The following is a 24,058-nucleotide window of genomic DNA, read 5'->3' as shown; positions in this document are numbered from 1 at the left end:
CCGCACACGCCTGGTAACCAATGCTCTACGCCATCATCCGGTTCTCGCTGCGCTTTCGCGGCGTCATTTACGCGCTGGCGGTGCTGCTGACCGGCTACGGCCTCTACACACTTACGCGCGCGAAGCTCGATGTGTTTCCCGAGTTCGCCCCGCCGATGAGCATCGTGCAGACCGAGGCGCCGGGGCTCTCCAGCGAGCAGGTCGAGACGCTGGTGACCCAGCCGGTCGAAAACGCGCTCGCCGGCATGGTCGGCCTGCAGTCGATGCGCTCGAAGTCGCTGCAGGGCCTGTCCGCGATCACGGTGGTGTTCGACAGCCGTGCGAACCTGCTGCAGGTCCGGCAACTGGTTTCCGAGCGCGTCAACGCGCTGGCCTCAACGCTGCCCGCCGGCGTGCAGCCGCCGAGACTGCTGCCACTCACGACCACGACCAGCGTGGTGCGCACCATCGGCCTGACGTCGAAGACGCGCTCGCTGATGGACCTGTACGACATCGCGCAGTGGACGGTCAAGCCGCAACTGTTGAGCGTGCCGGGCGTCGCGGACGCCATCGTGTTCGGCGGCGACACCCGGCAGTTACAGATACAGATCGATCCAGCCAGGCTGATGCGCTACGGCATGTCGATTCAGGATGTGATCGCGGTGGCACGGACGTCTACCGGTGTGCGCGGCGCGGGTTTCATCGAGAACGCGAATCAACGCATCGCCATCAATACCGATGGCCAGATCAGAACACCCGATGCACTGGCCGGCGTGGTGTTGCGCTGGAGCAATGGCGCAGCCGTACGGCTCGGCGACGTCGCAACCGTCACGTGGAGCAGCGCACCTCCTGTTGGCGCCGCATCGATCATGAGTGCGCCCGGTGTGATGCTGGTCCTCGAAAGCCAGTACGGCACCAACACGCTCGCCGTAACGAAGGACATCGAGAAGACGCTCGCCGCGCTCAAGCCCGTACTGACCCAACAAGGCGTCGAGCTGAACGCGGACGTGTTCAGACCAGCCAACTTCATCGACGCGGCCGTGAGCCACCTGCGCATGGCGCTGCTGGTCGGCGCGGTGCTGGTGATCGCGGTGCTGTTCCTCTTCCTGCTCAATGTTCGCACCGCGATCATTTCAGCCGTCGCGATTCCGCTCTCCTTGCTGGTCGCAATCATCGTGCTGAGCTCGTTTGGCGTGAGCCTGAACACGATGACACTCGGCGGCCTCGCGATCGCACTCGGCGAAGTGGTCGACGATGCGATCATCGACGTCGAGAACATTTATCGGCGGCTGCGGGAGAATCGCAACAGGCGCGAGCCATTGGCGGCATTGCGCGTGGTGCTGCGCGCCTCGCTCGAAGTGCGAAGTGCGGTCGTGTTCGCGACCTTCATCGTGATGCTGATCTTCCTGCCGGTGCTGACGCTTTCGGGGATAGCCGGCAAGCTGTTTGCGCCACTCGGCGTTGCCTACATCCTCGCGGTGCTGGCATCGCTCGGTGTTGCGCTTACGCTAACACCGGCGATGGCGCTCGCGCTCCTTACGCGCGGGCCGCTGCCAGAACACGAGCCGCGCTTGCTCACGTGGCTGAAGACACGCTACACCGCGTTGCTGCTGAAGATCGAGCAACGTGTGAGGACGGTCATGGTGGTAGTCGCCGTGATGTGCGTGGCGACCCTCGCCGCGCTGCCTTTCCTGCGTGGCAACTTCATTCCTGAACTGCGCGAGGGGCACTACATCGTGCACATGGGACTCGCGCCCGGGACGTCGCTCGCCGAATCGATGCGTATCGGCACCCAGGTTTCGCAGGCGCTGATGCATGTGCCGGGAGTGCGGCTGGTCGCGCAGCGCGCCGGCCGTGCCAACGGGGTCGTCGATCCGGTCGGCGTGCAGTTGAGCGAGTTCGAGGTAGACCTCGTGCCGATGAGCGCGGCCCGGCAGAGTGCGATCTTGTACCGCATCCAGGAAGCGCTCGCCCGCTTTCCCGGCCTGACCACCTCGGTCAATACGTTTCTCGTCGAACGGATCGACGAGACCATTTCCGGCGTGACGGCGCCCGTTGCGGTCAACGTCTTCGGCGACAACCTCGATGTGATCGATCGCAAGGCGCAGGACATCGCGCGATTGCTGGGGACCATCCGCGGCGCGGCGAGCGTGCGGGTGGAATCGCCTCCGGGCATCCCGGAGCTCGACGTCAGACTGAAGCCTGACCAGTTGAGCCGCTGGGGCTTCCGTCCGGTCGACGTGCTCGATGCGATCCAGAGCGCCTATCTGGGAAGCACGGTTGCACAAACCTATGAAGGCAGCCGGACCTACGATGTCACCGTAGTTCTCGCGCCCGAAGCGCGCAAGAATCTAGCGGACGTCGGCGCGCTGATGCTGCGCAACCCGGATGGGCTGGCCGTGCCATTGCGCGAGCTGGCGGTCATCGGCCAGGTCTCGGGCCGGTATCAGATCACGCACGACGGCGGCCGGCGAATGCAGACGGTCTCTGTCAATCTCGGCAGCCGCGCAGTGAGCGATTTCGTGAGTGAAGCGCAGGCGCGCGTGAATCGCGACATCGTGATGCCGAAAGGCACGTACGCGGTATTCGCGGGCGAAAGCGAGGCACGCACGCAATCACAGCATGACCTGCTCGCGTACGGGGCGATGTCCGTGGTCGGCATCGCACTGTTGCTGTTCCTCGCGATGAAGAGCCGGCGTGGAGTCGTGCTGGTGATGGTGAACCTGCCGTTCGCGCTGGTGGGCGGTGTGCTGAGCGTGCTGCTGACCGGCGGCGACCTGTCACTGGGCGGCATGGTGGGTTTCGTCACGCTGTTCGGCATTTCGCTGCGCAACTCAATCATGCTGATAAGTCACTACGAGCACCTCGTGCATGTCGACGAAATGCCGTGGGGCATGGAGGCGGCCGTGCGCGGCGCGTCCGAGCGGCTGATACCGATCCTGATGACGGCGCTCGTGACGGCGCTCGCCTTACTACCGCTCGCGCTTACGAGCGGTGCAGCTGGGAACGAAATCGAGGGGCCGATGGCAATTGTCATTCTCGGCGGACTGGCCACCTCCACGATTTTGAACCTCATCATCCTGCCAACGCTCGCGCTGCGCTATGGCCGCTTTGAGCGCGATACGCTGGCCGAACCGCAGGCTGCATCGTCGAACGGGTGATCCATGCACTCTCGCAAACCCCGCAGTTAACCGGAACCGCGTATGCACGCGTGGCTCGCCAGCATTGGCGCACATCCCTATCTTGTCCTCGCCGTCGTCTTTGGCGTCGCGTGCGCGGAGTCACTGGCTGTCATCGGGACATTCATCCCTGCTGGCATCGTGATGTTCGCCGCGGGCGCATTGATTGGTGCTGGTGCGCTGAACGGCTGGGTAACGCTCGCTATCGGCGCACTCGGCGCCGTGGCGGGCGACGGGATCAGCTACGAGCTCGGCCACCGGTATCACCGCGAAGTGCGCATGTGGTGGCGGGCGAAGGGACACGAGGCGGTCTGGGAGCGTGGCGAGCGTTTCGTTCAACGGCATGGCGGGAAAAGTATCGTGCTGGCCCGCTTCTTCGCGCCGGTGCGCGCGATCGTCCCACTGGTCGTCGGTGCGTCGCACATGCCGAGGCGCAGGTTTTACCCGATCAACATTGCTTCTGCACTGGCCTGGTCGCCAGCACATATCGGCCCGGGGATCGTGTTCGGCGCATCCGCACAGCTAGCTGAAGCGGTGAGCGGCCGCTTGGCCGCGATGCTGCTCATGTTGGCCGGGCTTGCCTGGCTGCTTGTGCGGCTGGTGCACGTCGCCGTCCAGCGTGGCATACCGCTTGCCAAAAGAGCGTTCACGCTGACGGTACAGTGGCTCGGTCGGCGATCTCCGCGTCTGGCGGGCCGGTTGCTGCGCATCGTCGATCCTGCGCGACCGGAGTTCCAGACACTGGGCGTGCTGGTGTTGCTTTTCATTGGCAGTATCTGGATGTTCCTGGGCATCTTGCAGGATGTGGTCGCGCGCGATCCGCTGGTTCGCGCTGATACCGCGCTCTACAGCTTCCTGCAGGCATTGCGTACAGTGCCGACTGACCGGTTGATGGCGGGTATGGTCGAACTGGGTGGCTACGGTGCGGGTCTGTTCGTGGCAGGCAGCGTCCTGATCTGGTTGCTCGTGCGACGCCGCTGGCGCTCCGCGGCCTGGTGGATTCTAGTGGTCGGCGTAGCTGCAGCACTGACCCCTGTGATCGAACCCGGGGCCAGTTATATCCGGCCACTGAACTGGCGCCCCGGTACCGCGCATTCTCCGTTGCCTAGCGGTCACGCAACGTTCACCCTGCTCGTCTACGGATTCCTGGGATGGCTGCTGATCCAGCGGCAAACACCGCTCTGGCGAAACACAGTCATCGCCGTGATCAGCATCTGGATCATGATGACCGGGCTCGCTCGCCTGTATGTCGGAGAAGACTGGCTTGCGGGGGTGTTGGGCGGTTGGAGCCTGGGAGTCGCATGGTTTGCGGTATTGGCCGGTGCTTACGCGTACCGGCAGGTGCGTGATGACATACTTCCAGGGGTTTTGGCATGCATTGCGGGCGGTGCGCTCGCCATCTTCGGCTCATGGACGATCTCTGAACATCTTGAGACCGACCTCGCCCGATATAGCGTTGTCACGCATGAAACCGTGCTTACGCCACGCCAATGGACCGAGGGAGAGTGGCGCGCGTTGCCCGGGCGGCGCAGCGAGATAAGCGGAGACGAGGAAGAAAATTTCCCGCTGCAATGGGCCGAGAGCGACGGCGCCATCACGCACCGCCTCGAAGCGACGGGCTGGCAAGCGGCGCCGGCGTGGTCGATCAGGCCCACCTTGTTGTGGCTGTCGCCCCAAACATCGGTGGATGCCTTGCCCGTGCTGCCGCTGCTCGCAGCAGGCAAAGGCTCTGAACTAACCTTTGTTAAATTCGATCCGCAACGACCGATGGGCCGGTTAGTGCTGCGGCTCTGGCGGTCTCCTTATCGGTTGACGACCGGCACCCAGACCGATGAACCGATCTGGTACGGCGCGCTGTATCAGGAAGCGTTTCGCCAACCGTGGCACCTCGTCACGCTGGGCACCACGACGAGCTGGCCGGAGGCGATCGTCGTTCCCCAACTACTCCCTATCGGGATGCACCTGTTGAGCCGGTCAACGATGCAGGACGGGGCAGTTCGACGGGTCGTGCTGGTCTTGCCGCTGACCTCCGAGGAATCACCCCAGTGAGTCGTCTCATCCGCCAACGACGATGCCACAATGCGCTGCGCGGCAACGCCCTGAGCGCCGGCGCAACTGAACTCACCGTCGTCTCTTCGTCACCTTTCCTAACTCTATGACCGCGAACCTCACATCTGCCAACCGGCCGACCATCCCGCGCACCGTGTGGGCGCTTGGCTTCGTCAGTCTGTTCATGGACCTGTCGTCCGAACTCGTGCACGCGTTGCTGCCGGTATTCCTCGTGACTACGATGGGGATGAGCGTTACTGCGCTCGGCGTGCTCGAGGGCGCAGCGGAGGCGACCGCCATGATCGTCAAGGTGTTTTCCGGACCGCTCAGCGACTATCTCGGCCGGCGCAAGGGGCTGTTATTGCTGGGTTACGGACTGGCTGCACTCACGAAGCCGCTGTTCCCACTTGCGACCACGCCCGCCTGGGTCGTAACGGCCCGCTTGCTTGACCGTGTTGGCAAGGGGATTCGCGGCGCACCACGCGATGCGCTGGTGGCAGACGTCGCCCCGCCGGAAATTCGCGGCGCGTGTTTTGGGCTGCGTCAGTCGATGGACACCATCGGCGCTTTCATTGGCCCACTGCTGGCGATCGTGCTGATGCTCTGGTTTGCCGACCATATTCGAACGGTGTTGTGGTTTGCCGTCGTGCCAGCCTTCGTCGCGATTGGACTGATTGCGTTCGGCATCGACGAATCGGGCCACGCGCCAGCGCGGCGCACGTTCCGCTCGCCGCTGCACTGGCGCGCGCTGCGCGAATTCCCGCCAGGCTACTGGCTGATCGTCGGCGTCGGTGCGACGTTCACGCTGGCGCGCTTCAGCGAGGCGTTTCTGGTGCTGCGTGCCCAGCAGACCGGTCTGGATCTCGCGTGGATCCCCGCCGTGATGGTCGTGATGAGCCTCGCCTATTCGCTGTCGGCGTACCCGGTCGGCATACTCTCGGACCGGCTGGATCGCCGTCTTCTGCTCGCGCTCGGCATGGTGCTGCTGATCGCGGCCGATCTGCTGCTCGGAATGGGGCAGTCTGTCATGTCCGTGTTCGCAGGTGTCGCCGTGTGGGGTCTGCACATGGGATTCACGCAGGGCATTCTCGCTGCAATGGTGTCCGAAACGGCGCCCTCAACGCTGCGCGGTACCGCGTTCGGCGTGTTCAACCTAGCCTGCGGCCTGTGCATGTTGGTCGCGAGCGCGCTTGCCGGCTGGCTGTGGGATCGCTTCGGCTCCTCGACCACTTTTCTCGCCGGCGCGGCGCTCGTCGTGGTGCCGTTGCTCCTGTGCTGGTACGCGCCGCGACAGGCAGCGCAAAACGCCTGATAGATTTTTACTAAGAACCTCACTGCGATGGAAACTCTCGAAGGATTTAACCAGGCGCTTTTTCTCGCGATCAACGGTACTCTGGCGACGCCGGCGTGGCTAGTCGGCGCTGCGATGTTGATCGCCGATTACGCGATCTATCTGATTCCTTTGCTGTTGGCGGCTATGTGGCTGTGCGGCAGCAAAGCGCAACGCAGTCTCGCCATCCGGGCGTGCCTCGTGGCGATGCTTGGCGTAGGCGCAAATCAGCTGATCGGTCTGGCGTGGCAGCATCCGCGGCCGTTCATGATTGGCCTCGGTCACACGTTTTTGCCGCATACGCCGGATTCTTCGTTTCCGAGCGACCATGCAACTGTCTTTGCCGGCATCGCCCTGACGTTGCTCTTGAGAGATGCGCGCTGGCTCGGCGTACTTACGCTGCTGGCCGGGGTGTCGGTTGCCTGGGCGCGGGTCTTTCTCGGTGTTCACTTCCCGCTGGACATGTTCGGCGCTGCCGCGGTGGCCGGCGTGGCTTACGCACTAATAGCACCGATCTGGCATCTAGCGGGCAGCGCCGTGACGCGATGGCTAATCGTGGTGTATCGCAAACTCCTCGCGCGGCCAATAGACCTCGGCTGGTTGCGACGCTGACTATCACTAACAAACCGATGCAGCGAGATCAAATCGTCGCCGCCTTCGATTTCGACAGCAACCACCACCACGTTGGACCGTCCGCGTGGCCCCTTCCACTCCACGTCCCAACTGTCAGCGCCAGCGGACCAAACATTGTCTTTGATCGTCAGCGTGATTTCGCCATTCTCATCCGCACCGCACGCATCCAAAACCACACCCCTTTCTGAATCACGGGGATACCAACGAGCCCCCATACTGCAACGGAACCCAGCGCGCGCTGTTCACGAACAAGCCGCGCATTCCGCATAGTACCGATTCGGTGCGGGAAAGACTCCGGTCATCACTTCGATCAGGAACGGCCCGTTGTATCGCGACGCTTCGCTCAGCACATCTTCCAGCTCATCAAGGTGCTCGACCATGCGCGCCGCCACACCGAGCGAAGAGGCAAAAGCTGTCCAGTCATGGCGAGGGAGCTTGGTGAACTGCTCCGAAATCGATCCCTTGCTGATCGCGTCGATATGGATTGCGCCATGCGCCGAGTTATTCAACACGACGTAAATCATCTTGACCCGGTAGCGCGCTGCGGTCTGAATCTCCATTCCGTGCATCAGCATGCATCCGTCGCCAGTCACTACGACACACGGGCGCTCTGGGGCGGCAAGCTTGATGCCGATCCCGGCGGCGATTGCCCAACCCATCGGCGCGAGGGAACTTGACGAAAAGTAGTTGCCGATGCCCGACGAAAGCCAGTAATGGGCCATAAAGATACGGTGGGCGCCGGAATCCACGACGACGTTGCTGTCCTTCGGCAGTAGTTGGCACAAGCGCTTCACTACGTCTCCCGGATAAAGCGATCGATCGCCGCCCGAAACCCCAGCACTGACTTGCTCGAATTGATCGTCGTACAACGGGGTCTGGATGACCTCGGCGACCCACGCTTTTCTTGTTTCAAGCACCTTCGGGAAGTCGGCGCTGCTGTCCGTATCCGTCTTGGACAGCACGCGGAATGTGGCGCCAATCCCGGAGAAAATACTGCCGTGCCCGATGTGCCCCATTGCGGGCGGGTCGAAGCTGTCGTCAAAGATGATCAACTCTTTCCCCGCAGCCAGCTTCTTACTCCAATTCATGCTGTCGCGCTGGTTCAAATCGCTGCCAAACACGACAAGGGCGTCGAGCCCGTCCGAATTGATCACGTGAGCGGCCCGCGAGTGGCCGGAGAATCCGTAAATGCCGAGCGCAAGAACATGATCCTCAGGAAACGCGCCCTTTCCCGACAGTGTGGTCGCGACAGGAATGTGAAATTTTTCGGCGACCTCGAGCAGGACCTTTGCGGTTTCCGCGTCGTTGCCGCGGCTGCCGATCAGGAAAGCGACTCTCTTCGATTTGAGGAGATACTGCTTGCACAAGGCATCCAACACCGCGCGGCTCGCGGGGACTTCGCGCACATTGAATTCGCCGTGATCGTACAGTTGCCTTGCTGCGTCCTGACCGGACAGAACTTCCTGCTTTTGAACATCAATAGGAATGCTGATGAAAGACCGCGCTCGGCGCATCCAGTTCAACCCGTCCGTCGCACGGCGCATTTCGGCTTGAATATTTTCCTTGTTCTTTAGTTCGATGACATTTTCCACCAGGTTTTTCACCACGCCGCTTTCGAAAATGCCACTCAGCGTAGCGTCCTGGAACGCGCCTTTCCCTTCTGCTTGCGACGAGACACCTCCGGCAATATAGAGCATGGGAATCTGGTCTGCGTGAGCGGCCGCCATGCCCGGCACGAAATTCATGGTACCTGGTCCGGAAATCCCTATGCATACGCCGAATTTCCGGCTGGCCCGCGCATACCCATCGGCCATGAAGGCACTGCCAGTCTCATGAGCGCCAACGATCGCGCGAATCGACGGCGACTCGTCGATTGCCTCCAGCAACGGGTAGATCAACTTCCCTGGGACCAGGAAGACGTGGTCGATCTTCGCAGACTCCAACGACTTCACGACTGTTTTCGATACACTGGATGGAGCGAGTGATCCCATAGTTTCGAGTACGATCTGAGCAGAAACTGTTAGTTGGATCTCACCATCCCTCATCCGGTCGTCGCGTGCGGCCCTCGCAACGGCAACATGACGAACCGGCGGCAACCGGCATGTGGAGACGGTGAGACGGCCTCGAGTGCGCTGCAAACCAACTGCAGTCGCGTCTCGCGCTGCTTCATCGTGCCCGCTTGATCAACGGGCCCGTGTCTCCATCCATGAGTACTCTTTTTCGGTTACGACGTCGCTCGCATACGCTTCACCAATGGCTGAAGCAAGATCTGCGAGGTGTTATCAACCCTATGGCCGTGGATCGCGGGCCTCAATCCGTTCGACTGCAGGTTGTCAGCGATCCCTGCCTGCAACGCCTGTGTGACGACACTCTGTTCGACGAGCACGGCGTTCTCGCGTCGACAGCACCGCTCATGCCAAAACCTGTTCAGAATGTCTGCCAGCCCGACGCGTCACTGGCGCCAGTCGCGACCACCGTGCTCCTGCCAGCGACAAGGACTGGAGTCTTCCCGGGTTTTGTCAACATTGCAGGCGAAGACGCGTGAATTTTCGGCGCCGTCCGGTGTGGTTCTTTCCGAGGCGTATTTGCTCGTAACACAGCTACTCGCCTGTCGTGGACCTTGAAGAAGGCTACCGCTTCACGCAGGCTTTGGGCCTGCTGGGCCATCGACTGGGCCGCTGCCGAAGCTTCTTCCACCAGCGCAGCATTTTGTTGGGTTACGCGGTCCATCTGGTTGACCGCCTGATTCACCTGCTCGATGCCGCCGCTCTGCTCTACCGACGCCGACGAGATTTCGCCCACGATGTCGGTCACACGTTTCACCGACCCGACTATCTCCTTGATCGCGCCGCCAGCCTGCTCAACAAGAGTCGAGCCCGCTTCCACGCGGTTGACCGAGACGGCGATCAATTCCTTGATTTCCTTTGCGGCGGTGGCACTGCGTTGCGCGAGCGTGCGCACTTCACCGGCGACGACGGCAAATCCACGTCCCTGTTCGCCAGCACGAGCCGCCTCGACCGCCGCGTTGAGGGCGAGGATGTTAGTCTGGAAAGCTATACCCTCGATCACGCTAATGATCTCGGACATCTTGGTCGAACTTGCAAAAATCTCGTGCATCGTCTCAACCACCCGCCCGACGATTTCGCCGCCTCGCTGCGCGACGCCTGAGGCCGTGCCGGCGAGGGTAGCTGCCTGCTTCGAATTGTCGGCGTTGTGACGGACCGCAGCGGTCAGTTGTTCCATGCTCGAGGCAGTTTCCTCCAGCGATGCCGCCTGCTCCTCCGTACGGCTCGACAGATCCAGATTGCCTTGCGCGATCTGCGCACTCGCAGTCGCCACACTTTCGGCGTTCTCGCGAACATCCGAGACGACCTGCGACAGCGCATCGCGCATTACCTTCAGCGATGCCATCAGGCTGCTCGTGTCACCGGGCCGGAGGTCAATGCTTACGCTGAGATCGCCGGCTGCCACGCTTCTCGCTAGGTCGGCCGCTGTCGCAGGCTCTGTTCCAAGCTGCCGTGTCAGACTACGCGTCAGGTAAACGCCGAGCCCCACACCAATCAGCACAGACAGGACCACCAGAACCAGCATCAGATTGCGGCTTTGGTCGTACACCTTGTCATTAGACTCAGCCGCGTTTTGCGCGTCGCCCTGTTTCAGAGCAACCAGGGCGCTCATCAAGACCAGGGTCTTGAAACCCTTGTGATGATATTCGTTCAACAGGTAATCAGTCAGGCCGTCTCGATCCTTTAGCCCATCTGCGTCAATCCTGCCTTTCATTTCATTGAAGGCCTGCGTGTAATCCTGCCAGCTCTGATCGAGATCCGTAAAGGTAGCCTTCCCTTTCTCGGTGTAGACGAGGGGTTCCGCTTGATTGAGGTGCTCGCGCGCCGAGGCGAGGCCTTTTTCAGCTGCGTCCAGCGATTTAGTCCGCTGCTCAGCAGTGGAAGCCAGAATGGCGTTGCGTAGATACGTGCCGGTCCTCAGCACGTCGGCGTTCGCCTGCTGAATCAGGTTAAGCCCCACAAGATCAGACCGATAGGCCTTGTCCGCATTGGCGCTGATCTGCGCCATGTTGCTAAGGCCGATCCCGCTAACGATTGCGCTGATGACCGATATCAGGATGAAGGCACTGATTAGTTTGGTGCCGAGTTTCATATTGCTGAAATTCATAGTTCGCCGTGTCAAGGTGAAAGAACCGGAACAGACTGACAACGCTGGCCGCAATCTACTTTCACGCAACCTGTGTCTCGGCTGGGGGTAGCCGCGATAGGAGCACGAAAACGATTGCTGAAACGTCCAGGACGAGCTGGGTAGCCCCCTTTCGGTTCATGAGAGTGCATGGCGAATCTCCTTGCATTTCACATCTGGCAGCGGATCCCAACCGGACCGGGAGGCAACGCGGTAAGTCCTTCATGTAGTGGTTAACGACAGTAAAAAGGAAATCTTCATACAAAATGATGTTTACATTTTCTTACGGGTACGCGAAACCCGATCTGGAGTGATCTACCGAGCAATCGGATCCTGAAGTTTGACGAGGACAATCAGGTCTCAGTCTTTCGACCCATATCCAAAGTTTCGAACGAAAAGGCTCGCATTTCTGGGGGCATCTCCGTTAGAGAAAATGATCTTGCCCTTTACTGATAAGCCTTTGCCGCGACAGTTTCATTCCGGCCCCGGCGCCACGCACGTTTCGGTAGACGTCCGATGAAGTTAAAGAATTCGCTCGCCTACATCGAAAGTCTTCACGCGCGCACGGTAGACTCTCAGAACAATCGCGTCGGCGACTTATACGGAGACAGATGTCATGGAACGCTCTGAATTCGTCACAGCCATCCGACAACTGGATGCAGCCGCCGAGATTCTAGCCAAGGCCGGTCCCCAAGACTGGGAGTTCGATGCATTGCGATTGCTTGCGTTTTTTCGCCGATACGACAACCTTGGTCCTGGCTTGGAGGCGTTCGTAACGTCCGACGACGAGCTGTTCGCGCGTACTGCGCAGGCCGCGCTTACTATGGCGGGGCGTAACGAGTTCACCGCGTCGCACGCGCTTCTCGAGCAGGCCCGGTCGCTTTTGCTCGCCACATGAAAACCGCTGCGGCATGCAGGCACCGCACCTGAGTCAACGTCCGACGCGGCGCGACTTGGGCGCTGGTCCTCATCATTTTGCTTACGGGTCGTCGCGAATTCGTCCTTGGCACGCAAGGATGACTATGGTCGCCCGCAAATACGACAATCGAAGTATTGCGGGATTGGCTACCGCCGGGTTTGGACGGTGAGTGCAAATTCGATTCGACGACGCCCTGATGTAATGTGCGAGTCGCCTACGCGGACGGCCCGTTCAGCGTTGGCGCAGCGTACACGGACAACGCCGGCAAGACGGCGTAGTCAAATCACAACCAACAGCCGTCCGTCAACGTGTTCGGTTCGTTCGATCCTGAATTTCATTTCGCCATCCTTATTAACTGATCTACGAAAAACTGATCCATGCACAAACGATCATTCGATCCGAATATCCAGCACTATGACATACTGGAATGGCTTTGACGCTGGCTGCCAAGGCCGACGAATACAGGTAAGCTCATGTTTGCTCCTGTCACCAAGGACTTCACGTCGATGCCCTCTTCCGTCCGCAACTCGCTCCTCTGGATCTTCGAAGCATTCGAGCGTGATTCAACCTACATCGCCAAGCGGATGTTCGGCTGCGATGCTGCCTATATCGACGGCCTGTTGTGTCTGGTCGCAGCCGATCGCGACGAACCATGGAATGGCTTGCTGGTGTGCACATCGCAAGAGCATCATGCCGCTCTCATTGATGAAATGCCCGCTTTGCAGCCGCATCCGGTGCTTGGAAAATGGCTTTATGTGCCGCAAGACGATCCGGCGTTTGAAGCCATCGCGGAAAGGATGGCAGCGCTCGTGCTTGCGCGCGATCGGCGTGTGGGTGTCGAGCCGAAACCACGCGAACGAAGCAGAAAATCTGCGCTGCCAAGAACATAAGGCATCGCAGCCAGCAACCCCGCTGAAAGGTAGATAGCGACCCTGAGCGGCCCCCCGCATTTCTACATAACAGCCCGTCAAAGTCACGATCCACGGATCGTCTTCGGTGGATAACTCGCCAGCACGACAGTTGTGGTCACCGGCCCAAATTTCGCCAACGTGTCGATTGCAGCTTCGAGTTGCGGCATTTCTTCGACCACGATGCGCACCATGAAGCAGTCTTCGCCCGTGATTCGATGCGCCTCGACGATTTCCGGCATTGCTTCGAACGCACTCAGGCATTGCTTGATCTGAGCATGAGTGGTCCGAATCCGAACGATGGCTGCAATGCCACGGCCGACGAGACCGGGATTGATCCGCGCCGCGTAACCTTCTATGACGCCTTGTTCCTCGAGTCGTTTGATACGCGCCGTGACGGCTGGCTGTGAAAGTCCGATCTGCTTGCCAAGCTCGGTGTTGCTGATGCGCGCATTGCTCTGGAGAGTCTCCAGTATCCGCCAGTCCAGCCGGTCTAACGTTGCCTGCTTAGGTTTCATTTGTGCGATCCGTCAATTTTCGTTGTTTTAACCGGCAGCAGCCGTCAATTCATTTGATCCGGGATGTTGCCAGAATCCCTGCGCTTTTACACTGGATGCTCATTCAACATTGGAGAGCAGGCAGATGGATCACCCCGTTTTCGTTGTTCCTGGTATCGGCAATTCCGCTCCATTGCACTGGCAAAGTAGGTGGGAGGCGGCGCATCCGGAGTGGCGGCGACTCGTTGTCAAAGACTGGGATCAGGTCGCCTGTAACGATTGGATATCGGCAATCGAGCGACAGGTAGCGAAAAGCGGCGACGACACCGTCATCGTTGCGCATAGCCTTGGATGTCTGGCAGTCGTGCATTGGGCGGCCCGTCATTTGCCCCGGATCCGTGGCGCGCTGCTTGTCGCTGTTCCTGACCCTGCCACACCGGCATTTCCTGCGGCGGCCGCAACGGGATTTGCGCCTTTACCGTCAGAGCGGCTACCGTTTCCTACGATCGTCGTATCCAGCTCCAACGATCCCTATGGCGGCGCAGACCATGCGCGTCGCTACGCCAAAGCATGGGGGAGCAAGCTGATCGAAGTTGGAGAGAAGGGGCATCTCAATGCAGATAGCGACCTGGGCGATTGGCCTGAAGGGTTCAGACTGCTCCAATCAATGAATGAATGATGGATGTTCAGATTACGTCCGTTATAAGCCTCGCTCCTCGCCTGACGCGGCGTTGGGATTGGGCCGGTCACGGGTCACCCAAGCTGCATTCGCCGAAGGCCAGAAATCGGTGCCTAGTCGACGAAATTGGACGCGAGGACAAATGTCCGTTCGTGGCCGGTCTGGCCGAACAGAGCCGGATGACCATCGGTTCAGTTCGATCCGCTGGCCGCCTTCGCGTGGCCGCTCAATCAACGACGAATAGCTTGGCGCCCGTGCTGGTGTAGGATTGATGCGGCTCAGCGTTATCGCCGACCTGATAGCTCATGCCGGCCGTCAGAATGAACTTCCGTCCATCTTCTAGAGTCGTTTCCAGCTCGCCTTCCATACAGAAAAGAACATGGCCTTTTTGGCACCAATGGTCCGCCAGGTAGCCAGGGGTATATTCCACCATCCGCACTCGGATTTGATTAGGCTGTTCACCGAAAAATTGGGTGCGCCAATAGGCTACGCCGGTCTCCCCCTGATGTTCGGTTCGTTCGACTTCCGCCCAATTTGTCGTACCGAATGCAAATGCGTCCATTTTCATGCTACTGATTCCTGGCTAAGTTAGGTTCACGCCCGCCTGTTCCGTGCGTCATTTCCCCATCCGGAGCGGTCGTGGGTATTGTTCGCTCATTTGACACCGGGCCCGCTAATGGGTGTCAACGATCTTCGTGACGGTGTCGAACGTCTCATCCTGGCCGGTTCGCGTCAATGGCGATTATCTGGCGGTCTCCACTGACTCAGGCCCGCCAAGTTGCCGTCAAGGAGAAACTTGCATGGCGAGCATGCGAGTTGATAGTCGCAACGGTGACAGTTTTGACGTGGTCTGCGGATACCCCATCGACGTTCACTCTTAGTGGCTCTTGCAATGTCGCAACTTCAAGCCACGCTCCGGGAACGGCCGTAGCGTCCAGCGTGGCGCTCGCTCGGCTGCGCGACGTGCCCTGGCCGCTCGGAGGCAATCGCTGCGCGGCTTCGCCTGACCTGTGCTGTCCGCCTTCCCGCATCAAACAATACATTCCGCCCGAAGCAATGATTTGCCGTCAAGGTAATGAAAGCTTCATGCTGCCCCCATAAACTGCGCGCTTCCTTACCTACCCTTATCGGGAACGCTCGCCATGTCGTCATCGCAGATACGCACCGTCCGCCGCCTCTTTGCCGCTTCCAGCATCGCGCTTTTGCTGGGTGCGTGCGGTGGCAATTCCGACAATGGCAACAGCGCACCCGCCACGGTCTCGGCTGCTCCTGCGCCGCCCGCCGACCCGGGTTTCGTCGATAGCGCGCCGGTCCAGGCCTCGGTCGCCGCCTTCGTCGATAACGCGGCCACCAACCAACGTGGCGACGCACGCTACGCCACGATGGCGACGAACGCCGGCGTGCGCGTGCTTAACGGTTTCCGCACGTTGTGGCAACCGCTCACCGATATCGTGGATGCCGGTGTCTCCGCGCCCGCTGTGGGGAGTTTTCCGGCAGTTGTAGCATCGACCTGGACGGGCATCCCGACCGACGGCACGCCGAACGGCACCGCGCTGAATCCGACCGTGCTTGATGCCAATATCCAGTACGTCGTCGCGGCGACCACACAACGCACGGACGCACAGGGGCAAGCCGCCTACTACGATGACCGGCGCGGCAAGGGCTACAGTGTGTCGGACGGTATGGGACCGCTCACCAATGCGTGGCGCAGCGCCGCGCAGCAAACTACGAGCATCATCAGCATTCCGGCGAACGCGGTCACCACCGCCTACAACGACACCGGCAATAACACCGGCGTGGGCGGCACGGCGAATGCGCAGTTCGGTTCGGTTGTCGACTTCATCAACGCGATGGGCAACAATGGTTCGACTGAACCGGCCAAGCGATTCTACAAATATGCCCGGCCGTTTCGCTGGAGCAGCAACGTAGTCGTCGTGCCGACACTCGTGCCGGCCGAAAGCACGACGCCGGCGACCGACGGCGGCTTTCCGAGCGGCCACTCGGCCGAAGCCATGCGCGATGCACTTGCGATGGCCTACGCGCTGCCCGAGCGCTATCAGGAGATGCTCAGTCGCGGTCTGGAGCTCGGCGAGAACCGCATCTTCGCTGGCATGCACTCGCCGCTCGATGTAATCGGCGGACGGATCCTGGCGGAAGCGGTGGTCGCGGCAAACCTCTCCGACAGCGCAAACGCGACGCTCAAGCAGACAGCCGTCACGCAGGCGCACAGCGCGCTGTACACGCTGACCAATACGGATGCCACGACGTTTCGCGCGCTGGCCGAATCGGGGACCGCGGCAACTGACCGCTTCGCCGACTACGCCACCAACAAGGCGAACTACACGCGGCGCCTGACCTTCGGGTTCGGCTCGATCGCAACGACCACTGGGGCCGCCGTAGTCCCGAAGAGCGCAGAGGTGCTGCTCGAGACGCGTCTTCCGTACTTGAGCGCCGATCAGCGTCGCGTCGTGCTCAAGACAACCGCGCTCGCATCGGGCTTCCCCGTTCTCGACGACGCGGAAGGCTGGGGTCGCCTCAACCTGTTTGCTGCAGCGGACGGTTACGGCTCGTTTTCGGGCAACGTCGTTGTATCGATGGACGCATCGCTCGGCAGCTTCAGCGCGATCGATACATGGCGCAACGACATAGCAGGCGCCGGCAAGCTAACGTTTAACGGCACCGGCTTGCTCACGCTCGCTGGATCGAATGCGTACAGCGGCGGCACGCAGGTACAGGGCGGAACGCTCGTCGCCGGTTCGACGAACGCGTTCGGTGTGGGCGACGTGTATGTGAGCGGCGGCACGGTTGCGGTGAACGCTGCCTCTCGCGTGACGATCGGCGGCAAGTTCACACAACTCGCCGCCGGCACGCTCGAGATTGATCGCGGCAACGGCGACCAGGGAAGGCTCGCGGTGAGCGGACAGACTTCAATTGTCGGCGGGACGCTGCATGTAAAGCTCGCCGCAGGCTTCACGCCGAAAGTGGGTGACACAATCGCGCTCATGGATTGCAACGGCTTGCAGGGGCGCTTTACGACGGTGACAGTTGACGGCTTCAAGGCGACCGCACTTTATAGTGCCTCGGGTGTGCAACTTCACTTGGATGCGTGAGCGGTCGTCGCGGAATCAACGTATCGAGCCAGCGGCTCTTCACAAACTGAACGAAGCTGCTGACGACTGCCATTGACCTTCGAGGCCGCCTCGCACGCGCGATGCGCAGGTCAAGTCCATATCCAGGAAAACTGCCCAAGCTTAGGCATGGACCGATGAGTGCCAAACTCGGTCCGATACCGAACTTCCGTGGTCCACCCGGTCCTTCGACCGACGCGCTCGGGGCAACGCCGCGCAACGCTCCTGTTTTCGGCCCGTGGAGGATGAGTGTTTGATGATTGGCTATCGGCCGTTTTGGGTGCCACAGACAGCGCTTATGCCACTGCCCGCGCCGCATTGCGCCCACGCAGCCATTCGAGCGCGAGCAACAAGCCCGTCGAGAACACGATCAGAATCGTCGCGAGCGCTGCGATGGTAGGGCTGATGTTTTCGCGGATGCCGGTGAACATCTGGCGCGGCAGTGTCGTCTGATTCGCCCCGGCGAGGAACAGTGTGACGACCACTTCGTCAAACGACGTCGCAAACGCGAACAGCGCACCCGAGATCACGCCAGGCGCGATCACCGGCAACGTGATGCGAAAGAACGTGGTCACGGGATTCGCGCCAAGCGACAGGCTCGCGCGCACCAGGTTGTAGTTGAAGCCCTGCAGCGTCGCTGCCACCGTCGTCACGACGAACGGCACGCCCAGCGAAGCATGCGCGAGGATCAGCCCGATATAGGTATTCGCCAATCCGAGCGGCGCGAAGAACAGATACATGCCGACGCCGACCACGACCACCGGCACGATCATCGGCGAGATCAGGACTGCCATCAGCAGCGCTTTGCCGCGAAAGTTCGCCTTCGTGAGACCGATCGCTGCCAGCGTTCCGAGCACGGTCGCTACCACCGTAGCCGACGGCGCCACGATAAAGCTGTTCTTCGCCGCCATGCGCCATTCGGCGGATCCGATCAGATTTTCGTACCAGCGCAGCGACCAGCCCGGAATCGGATACACAAGGAACGTGCTCGACGAGAACGACAGCGGCACGATCGCCAGCACCGGCAAGATCAGGTATAGCAATGTAAGCACGGCGAGACCGCGCAGCGCGAAATACCACACGCGCTCGACCATCGACATGTGTGGCGCAAACAGGGGTTTGGAAAGTTTCATCACTTGGCTCCGCCCAGATTCAGCCGAGACTCAGTTGTGAGCGCGTAAATCGCCCATACACGGCATACAGCACGAGCGTCGCGGCGAGCAGCAGCGCGCCGAGTGCACACGCCATGCCCCAGTTGATTGTCACGTTGGTGAAATACGCGACGTAGTAGCTGACCATCTGGTCGTTCGGTCCTCCGAGCAGCGCCGGCGTGATGTAGTAGCCGATCGCGAGAATGAACACCAGCAACGCACCCGCGCCGATACCCGGATAAGTCTGCGGCACATATACGCGCCAGAAGGCGGCGAACGGGTGGCTGCCAAGGGAAATCGCCGCGCGCTGATAGGTCGGCGGGATCGACTTCATCACGCTGTAGAGCGGCAGGATCATGAACGGCAGCAGAATGTGCGTCATTGAGATGTACACGCCAACCCGGTTGAACAACAACGCAAGCGGATCATGGATCAGCCCGCTGCCAATCAACGCCTTGTTGACCAGCCCTTCGCCCTGCAGAATCACGATCCAGGCGGCCACGCGCACGAGGATCGAGGTCCAGAACGGAATCAGCACGAGAATCATCACCAGGTTCGCGCGGCGGGCCGACAGCGTGGAGATCCAGTAAGCAAGCGGATAGCCGAGCAGCAGCGTGAAGATCGTCACGGCCGCGCCGATCACGAAAGTCCGGTTGAAAACGGTGAGATAGATTTGTTGATCCGGATCGGTCGCGATGACGTGGCCGAACCCATCCTGTTTGTGATCGAGCGACGCCAGCAGGTAGAACGGCGAATACGCGCTGCCGTTCTTCGCGATGGCTTGCCAGTACGCGATGTCATTCCAGCGCGGGTCCAGTTCGACTAGCTTCCCGTGAACCTGGGCGGGCGTCAGAGCGAGCGGATGGCCGTCGGCGTCGGCGAGAGGCATCGCGCGTGCCGTCTTTGCAACCAACGAGCGATAACCCGGAATTTCGGTGTTTAACCGCCGGGCCAGTGCACCCATCGCGTCACCGTCCGAGATCGCGACCAGATCAGTGGCAAGTGCGGCGTAGGCGGCGTCGGCGGGCGGGGTCTTGCGATCCCAGCCGTTGAGCGCTTTCAATGTGTGCGGCAACGCCGCAACCACCTCGGGGTTCTGCACGGCACGCGTGAGCAAGGCGGCTATCGGCACGACAAAAATCAGCAGCAGAAAAATTGCCAGGGGCGCGACCAGCAGCAGCGCCATCGCGCGCTTTTTCGCCTCGGCGGCCTTCAGTTCGCGTTTAAGTCTACCCGTCGATTCGGGCGATGAATCGGCGGCGATCGTCATCGTGGTCACACCTGTCCCCTGCCTTGCATCCCGCCGCGCGCCGCAGTGGCGCGCGGATCCTGCATCGATGCGGCGCGGTTTCGTGTGTCGCGAAACCGCGCCCCGTGTTGCCTGCTTACGCTATTTAGCTATCTCTGAGCGCTTACTTTGCAGCCCACGAAGCGAAACGCTGTTCCAGCTCGTCGCCATGGTCGGTCCAGAACGCCAGGTCTTGCAGCACTGCGTTCTTGCCGTTGGCCGGCGAGTTCGGCAGGTTGGCGAGCGTCTTCGGATCGAGCGACTTGATGGCCGCGACGTTCACCGGACCGTACGCGATGTGCTTCGCGTAGTCCTGCTGCGGCTTCGACGTGAGCGTGTACGCAATGTACTGCTCGGCCAGCGCCTTGTTCGGCGTGCCCTTCGGCATGGCCCAGTAATCGAGGTCGTAGATGCTGCCGTTCCACACCACCTTCAGGTTCTTGCCTTCCTTCTGCGCGGCGTCAATGCGGCCGTTGTACGCGGTGGACATCACCACATCGCCCGCCACAAGGAACTGCGGCGGTTGTGCGCCTGCTTCCCACCACTGGATGTTCGGCTTCAGTTCGGCGAGCTTCCTGAACGCGCGGTCCTGGCCTTCCTTGGTCGCGAGCACCTTGTAGACGTCCTTTGGCGCTACACCGTCAGCCATCAGCGCGAATTCGAGGTTATAGCGCGCGCCCTTGCGCATGCCGCGCTTGCCGGGGAATTTCTTCACGTCCCAGAAGTCAGCCCAGCTGGCCGGCGCGGTCTTCAGCTTGTCCGCGTTATATGCGAGTGCCGTCGACCATACGAAAATGCCCGCTCCGCACGTTTGCGGCGCTTCCGGAATCAGATCGGATTTCTTGCCGATCTTCGACCAGTCCAGCTTCTCGTACAGGCCTTCGTCGCAGCCGCGGCCAAGGTCGCCCGATTCGACTTCGACGACGTCCCAGTTCACGTGCTTCGCTTCGACCATCGCCTTCACTTTGGCCTGCTCGCCGTCGTATTCGACGGCGGTGACCGTGTTGCCGGTCTGCGTTGCAAATGCCTGGTTGAATGCAACCTTCTGCGCATCGCCGTTCGCGCCGCCGAAGTTGACGACCGTCAGTTCGGCCGCGCTGACCTGTGCGGCGCCCAGTGCAAGTGCGACAGCACCGATAGCGCAACGCGTTTTGCCAATCTTCAACATGGTGTGTTCCTCTCCTTTGTGATGGTGTGCTAACCAGTGACTACTGTATGACGTTGTTATCCTGCTGAACCTCAGGCCCCGGCAAACACGCGCAGATGCTCAGGGGCGAACTCGAGCGCGACTGGAACGCCTGGCGCAAAGGTATTGAGCGCTTGAGTGCCGAGCGGCACCTTGACAAAACACTCGTCCTGTTCCGGCAAGCCACATCGCATGCGCACGTGGTCGCCGAAATAGATCAGCCCGAGCGCCTCGCCCGCCAGCGTGTTGGTGCCGGGCCGCGATGTGCCGGCCGCAAGCTTCATGCGTTCGGGCCGGATGCACGCCACCGCCGGCGTACCCGCCCGCGCGCCACCAATGTTGCGGCCCGTGAGGCGCGTGCCGTCGATCAAATGAAACTCACAGTAGTCTCCGTCGACGTCCGCCACCGTGCCGCGCAACTTGTTGCTATCGCCGATGAAGTTCGCGACGAACTCATTGCATGGCGATTCGTAGAGCCGGTCGACTGTGTCGAGCTGCTGCACGATGCCCTTGTCGAACACGGCAACGCGGTCCGACATGGTCAGCGCCTCGCCCTGATCGTGCGTCACGTAGACAAACGTCACGCCGAGTTTTTCGTGCAGTGATTTAAGTTCATACTGCATATGCTCGCGCAACTGCTTGTCGAGCGCGCCGAGTGGCTCATCCATCAAGACCAGCTTGGGTTCGAACACAAGCGCACGCGCCAGCGCGATCCGCTGTTGCTGGCCACCCGACAACTGCGCCGGATAGCGCTTCGAGAAGCTATCCATGCGCACCATCTTGAGCGCGTTGTCTACCCGATACGCGCGCTCTTCAGCCGACAGCTTTCGCACAGTCAATGGATACGCAACGTTCTGCTCGACAGTCAGATGCGGAAACAGCGCGTAGTTCTGGAACACCATGCCGATGTTCCGCTTGTGCGGCGGCACCGTATTGAGCAGCGTCCCGTCGAGCCAGATCTCGCCGCCCGTCGGAAATTCGAAGCCCGCCAGCATCATCAGGCAGGTGGTCTTGCCGGAGCCGGATGGCCCGAGCAGGGTAAGGAATTCCCCCTGGTAGATGTCCAGATCAAGTTGTTTGACGACGAGCGTCTCGCCGTCATACGTCTTGCGCACACCCCGAAAGCTGACGATCACGTCTTCGGTCTTCATTGTCCAAGTCTCCTTCGCCGTCCCGGCTGGCTCCCTCCGAACAGGGGAAGCGCATCAAATGTGTGAACCACTATAGCCGCTTACGGTTCTACAATAGAGAACCATTTCATTATTCTGGATAGAACCACTTGGACACAGTCATCTTGTCGGATTGGCTCGCCGCGCGGCTTGACCGGGCTGCAGCCGAACCCTCCTACCGGCAGGTGCTGCGGCTGATGCAGCAGGCGATCCTGACCGGCCAGTTGCCGCCTGGCACCAAGTTGCCCAGTTCACGAACGCTCGCAGGCGACCTGCTTATTGCTCGCAACACGGTACTACGCGTGTACGACCAGTTGACGGCCGAAGGCTACGTGATCTCGACCATGGGCAGCGGCACTTATGTCGCCGATACGCGGCCTGACAGCGCGGCGGTCAATGCACGCCGGGCATTGCCGGCTAGTGGTTCGATCGAGCCGGGCGCGCCCACTCCCATCCGGCGTGAACACGGCGACCTGTCGTCGCGCGGCCGCCGCCTGATCGACCAGGCAGGCGTGTCGCTCAAGCAGTGGGGCGCGTTCATGCCGGGCGTGCCCGATGTCGCCGAGTTTCCGGCGCGCACATGGAGCCGCCTGCAGGCAAAGCTGTGGAAGGAAGCCAATCCCGATCTGCTGACCTATGCGCCAGGCGGCGGTTATCGGCCCCTGCGGCGCGCCCTGTCGGACTACCTGCGCGTCGCGCGCTCGGTGAACTGCACGCCGGACCAGATCATCATTACCACCGGCATCCATCAGTCGATCGATCTCGCGGTGCGTCTCCTGACCGATGTTGGCGACCGCGCATGGGTCGAGGAACCGTGCTACTGGGGCGCGCGCAGCGTGCTGCAGTCCTCAGGGATAAAACTCGTGCCGGTGCCGGTCGACGACGAAGGGCTTAACCCGCGCGAACAGGATCTGCAAAACCCGCCGCGGCTCGCGCTTGTTACACCGTCCCATCAATACCCGCTCGGCATGGTGATGAGCCTCGCGCGCCGCCGCACACTGCTCGAGTACGCGCGCCAGCACAAGGTGTGGATCATCGAGGATGACTACGACAGCGAGTTCCGCTACGGCAGTCACCCGCTTGCATCGCTGCAGGGCCTCGACGATGCGGGCCAAGTGATCTACGTCGGCAGTCTGGGAAAGATGCTGTTTCCGGGCTTGCGTATCGGCTACATGATCGCGCCGGAACATCTGGTCGATACGTTCCGTACCGGCGTCGCGGAGCTGTACCGCGAAGGTCAGTTGATGCAGCAGGCGGTGATGACCGATTTCATCATGGACGGCCACCTCACGTCGCATGTGCGCCGCATGCGTGCGCTGTACGGCGAGCGCCGGCAAATCCTGATCGATGCAATCACCGCACGCTTCGGCAATGAACTGCCGGTGATGGGCGACGAGGCGGGACTGCACCTCGTGCTTGGCCTGCCCGATCATGCGAACGATCGCGAGGTGGCGGCGGCCGCTTACGATGCCGGCGTGATCGTGCGGGCGCTGGCGGCGTACTACAGCGGTGAGACTCCGGCCCGTCGCGGCCTGCTGCTCGGGTATGCGTGCGTTCCCAACGCCCAGATTGGCCCGGCTTTTGACACGCTAGCAAGGGTGATCGAGCAAACAGCGCTAGGAGCGTCGACGCGCGCGACCGGTCAACGAAGACACGCTCAATGATCATCCTGACGGGCTGCCGGCTGCCACGCAAATCAAAGCTCGCCGCACAAACAGATATCATGTGCGCTCGTTAATACTGCCGTGCACACCCGGCATTCCTGCTGGAGT

General features: G+C 61.1%; 17 protein-coding genes. 9 read left to right on the top strand and 8 right to left on the bottom strand.

The features are described 5' to 3' along the window. The first annotated feature begins 20 nt into the window (after positions 1–20). The 4 genes from EOS_RS30820 (at position 21) to EOS_RS30805 (ending at position 7,149) form a co-directional block, all read left to right on the top strand. Positions 21–3,140: an efflux RND transporter permease subunit gene (locus EOS_RS30820; protein WP_047895989.1), complete on the top strand. Its 3,120-nt coding sequence runs from the start codon at positions 21–23 to the stop codon at positions 3,138–3,140. A gap of 42 nt (positions 3,141–3,182) precedes the next feature. Next, complete coding sequence (locus EOS_RS30815; protein WP_047895988.1) at positions 3,183–5,207, top strand: bifunctional DedA family/phosphatase PAP2 family protein; 2,025 nt, start codon at positions 3,183–3,185, stop codon at positions 5,205–5,207. Positions 5,208–5,313: 106 nt separating this feature from the next. Next, a complete protein-coding gene (locus EOS_RS30810) occupies positions 5,314–6,519 on the top strand; it encodes an MFS transporter (RefSeq protein ID WP_047895987.1) in 1,206 nt (401 codons plus the stop codon). A 27-nt stretch (positions 6,520–6,546) separates the two neighbouring features. Next, the gene (locus EOS_RS30805; RefSeq protein ID WP_047895986.1) at positions 6,547–7,149 is read left to right on the top strand and encodes a phosphatase PAP2 family protein; all 603 of its coding nucleotides are present in this window, start codon (positions 6,547–6,549) and stop codon (positions 7,147–7,149) included. A 263-nt stretch (positions 7,150–7,412) separates the two neighbouring features. Here the strand turns inward: EOS_RS30805 and EOS_RS30800 are convergent, their stop codons facing one another. Together EOS_RS30800 and EOS_RS30795 are read right to left on the bottom strand one after the other, a co-directional pair. After that, positions 7,413–9,266: a thiamine pyrophosphate-binding protein gene (locus EOS_RS30800; protein WP_235443014.1), complete on the bottom strand. Its 1,854-nt coding sequence runs from the start codon at positions 9,264–9,266 to the stop codon at positions 7,413–7,415. Between the two features lie 331 nt (positions 9,267–9,597). Then, entirely contained in the window at positions 9,598–11,343 is a 1,746-nt protein-coding gene (locus EOS_RS30795) for a methyl-accepting chemotaxis protein (RefSeq protein WP_047895984.1), read from the bottom strand. A 634-nt stretch (positions 11,344–11,977) separates the two neighbouring features. On the opposite strand from EOS_RS30795, the gene EOS_RS30790 reads away from it, so the two are divergent. Together EOS_RS30790 and EOS_RS30785 are read left to right on the top strand one after the other, a co-directional pair. After that, positions 11,978–12,259, top strand: coding sequence for a hypothetical protein (locus EOS_RS30790; protein WP_047895983.1), 282 nt, complete (start codon positions 11,978–11,980; stop codon positions 12,257–12,259). A gap of 527 nt (positions 12,260–12,786) precedes the next feature. Next, positions 12,787–13,170 (top strand): hypothetical protein, encoded by a 384-nt coding sequence (locus tag EOS_RS30785; protein ID WP_047896026.1) that lies wholly within the window; start codon positions 12,787–12,789, stop codon positions 13,168–13,170. 83 nt (positions 13,171–13,253) lie between these two features. On the opposite strand, the gene EOS_RS30780 is transcribed toward EOS_RS30785, so the two are convergent. After that, positions 13,254–13,706, bottom strand: coding sequence for an Lrp/AsnC family transcriptional regulator (locus tag EOS_RS30780; protein ID WP_047895982.1), 453 nt, complete (start codon positions 13,704–13,706; stop codon positions 13,254–13,256). Positions 13,707–13,830: 124 nt separating this feature from the next. Here EOS_RS30780 and EOS_RS30775 point away from each other — a divergent pair, with 124 nt between their 5' ends. Next, positions 13,831–14,364 carry an RBBP9/YdeN family alpha/beta hydrolase gene (locus EOS_RS30775; protein WP_047895981.1) on the top strand — a complete coding sequence of 178 codons (534 nt, stop codon included), beginning with the start codon at positions 13,831–13,833 and terminating at the stop codon, positions 14,362–14,364. A 226-nt stretch (positions 14,365–14,590) separates the two neighbouring features. Here EOS_RS30775 and EOS_RS30770 read toward each other — a convergent pair whose 3' ends face one another. Then, positions 14,591–14,932: a DHCW motif cupin fold protein gene (locus EOS_RS30770; RefSeq protein ID WP_047895980.1), complete on the bottom strand. Its 342-nt coding sequence runs from the start codon at positions 14,930–14,932 to the stop codon at positions 14,591–14,593. A 574-nt stretch (positions 14,933–15,506) separates the two neighbouring features. Here EOS_RS30770 and EOS_RS30765 point away from each other — a divergent pair. Then, positions 15,507–17,474, top strand: a complete 1,968-nt coding sequence (locus EOS_RS30765) for an acid phosphatase (RefSeq protein WP_047895979.1) — start codon at positions 15,507–15,509, stop codon at positions 17,472–17,474. A 314-nt stretch (positions 17,475–17,788) separates the two neighbouring features. Here the strand turns inward: EOS_RS30765 and EOS_RS30760 are convergent, their stop codons facing one another. From EOS_RS30760 to EOS_RS30745, 4 genes are all read right to left on the bottom strand, one after another. Then, positions 17,789–18,625, bottom strand: a complete 837-nt coding sequence (locus EOS_RS30760) for an ABC transporter permease (protein ID WP_047895978.1) — start codon at positions 18,623–18,625, stop codon at positions 17,789–17,791. 19 nt (positions 18,626–18,644) lie between these two features. Then, positions 18,645–19,922, bottom strand: a complete 1,278-nt coding sequence (locus EOS_RS30755) for an ABC transporter permease (RefSeq protein WP_047895977.1) — start codon at positions 19,920–19,922, stop codon at positions 18,645–18,647. 133 nt (positions 19,923–20,055) lie between these two features. Continuing rightward, complete coding sequence (locus tag EOS_RS30750) at positions 20,056–21,099, bottom strand: ABC transporter substrate-binding protein (protein ID WP_047895976.1); 1,044 nt, start codon at positions 21,097–21,099, stop codon at positions 20,056–20,058. Positions 21,100–21,170: 71 nt separating this feature from the next. Beyond that, positions 21,171–22,268, bottom strand: coding sequence for an ABC transporter ATP-binding protein (locus tag EOS_RS30745; protein ID WP_047895975.1), 1,098 nt, complete (start codon positions 22,266–22,268; stop codon positions 21,171–21,173). A gap of 128 nt (positions 22,269–22,396) precedes the next feature. Here EOS_RS30745 and pdxR point away from each other — a divergent pair, with 128 nt between their 5' ends. Then, positions 22,397–23,950 (top strand): MocR-like pyridoxine biosynthesis transcription factor PdxR, encoded by a 1,554-nt coding sequence (gene pdxR / locus EOS_RS30740; protein ID WP_047895974.1) that lies wholly within the window; start codon positions 22,397–22,399, stop codon positions 23,948–23,950. Positions 23,951–24,058: the final 108 nt, after the last annotated feature.

The sequence above is a fragment of the Caballeronia mineralivorans PML1(12) genome, assembly GCF_001028175.1.
GTDB classification, from domain to species: Bacteria; Pseudomonadota; Gammaproteobacteria; order Burkholderiales; family Burkholderiaceae; genus Caballeronia; species Caballeronia mineralivorans.
The sequence above is the reverse complement of the archived record's forward strand: the minus strand, read 5'-3'. Positions and strand labels throughout refer to the sequence as shown.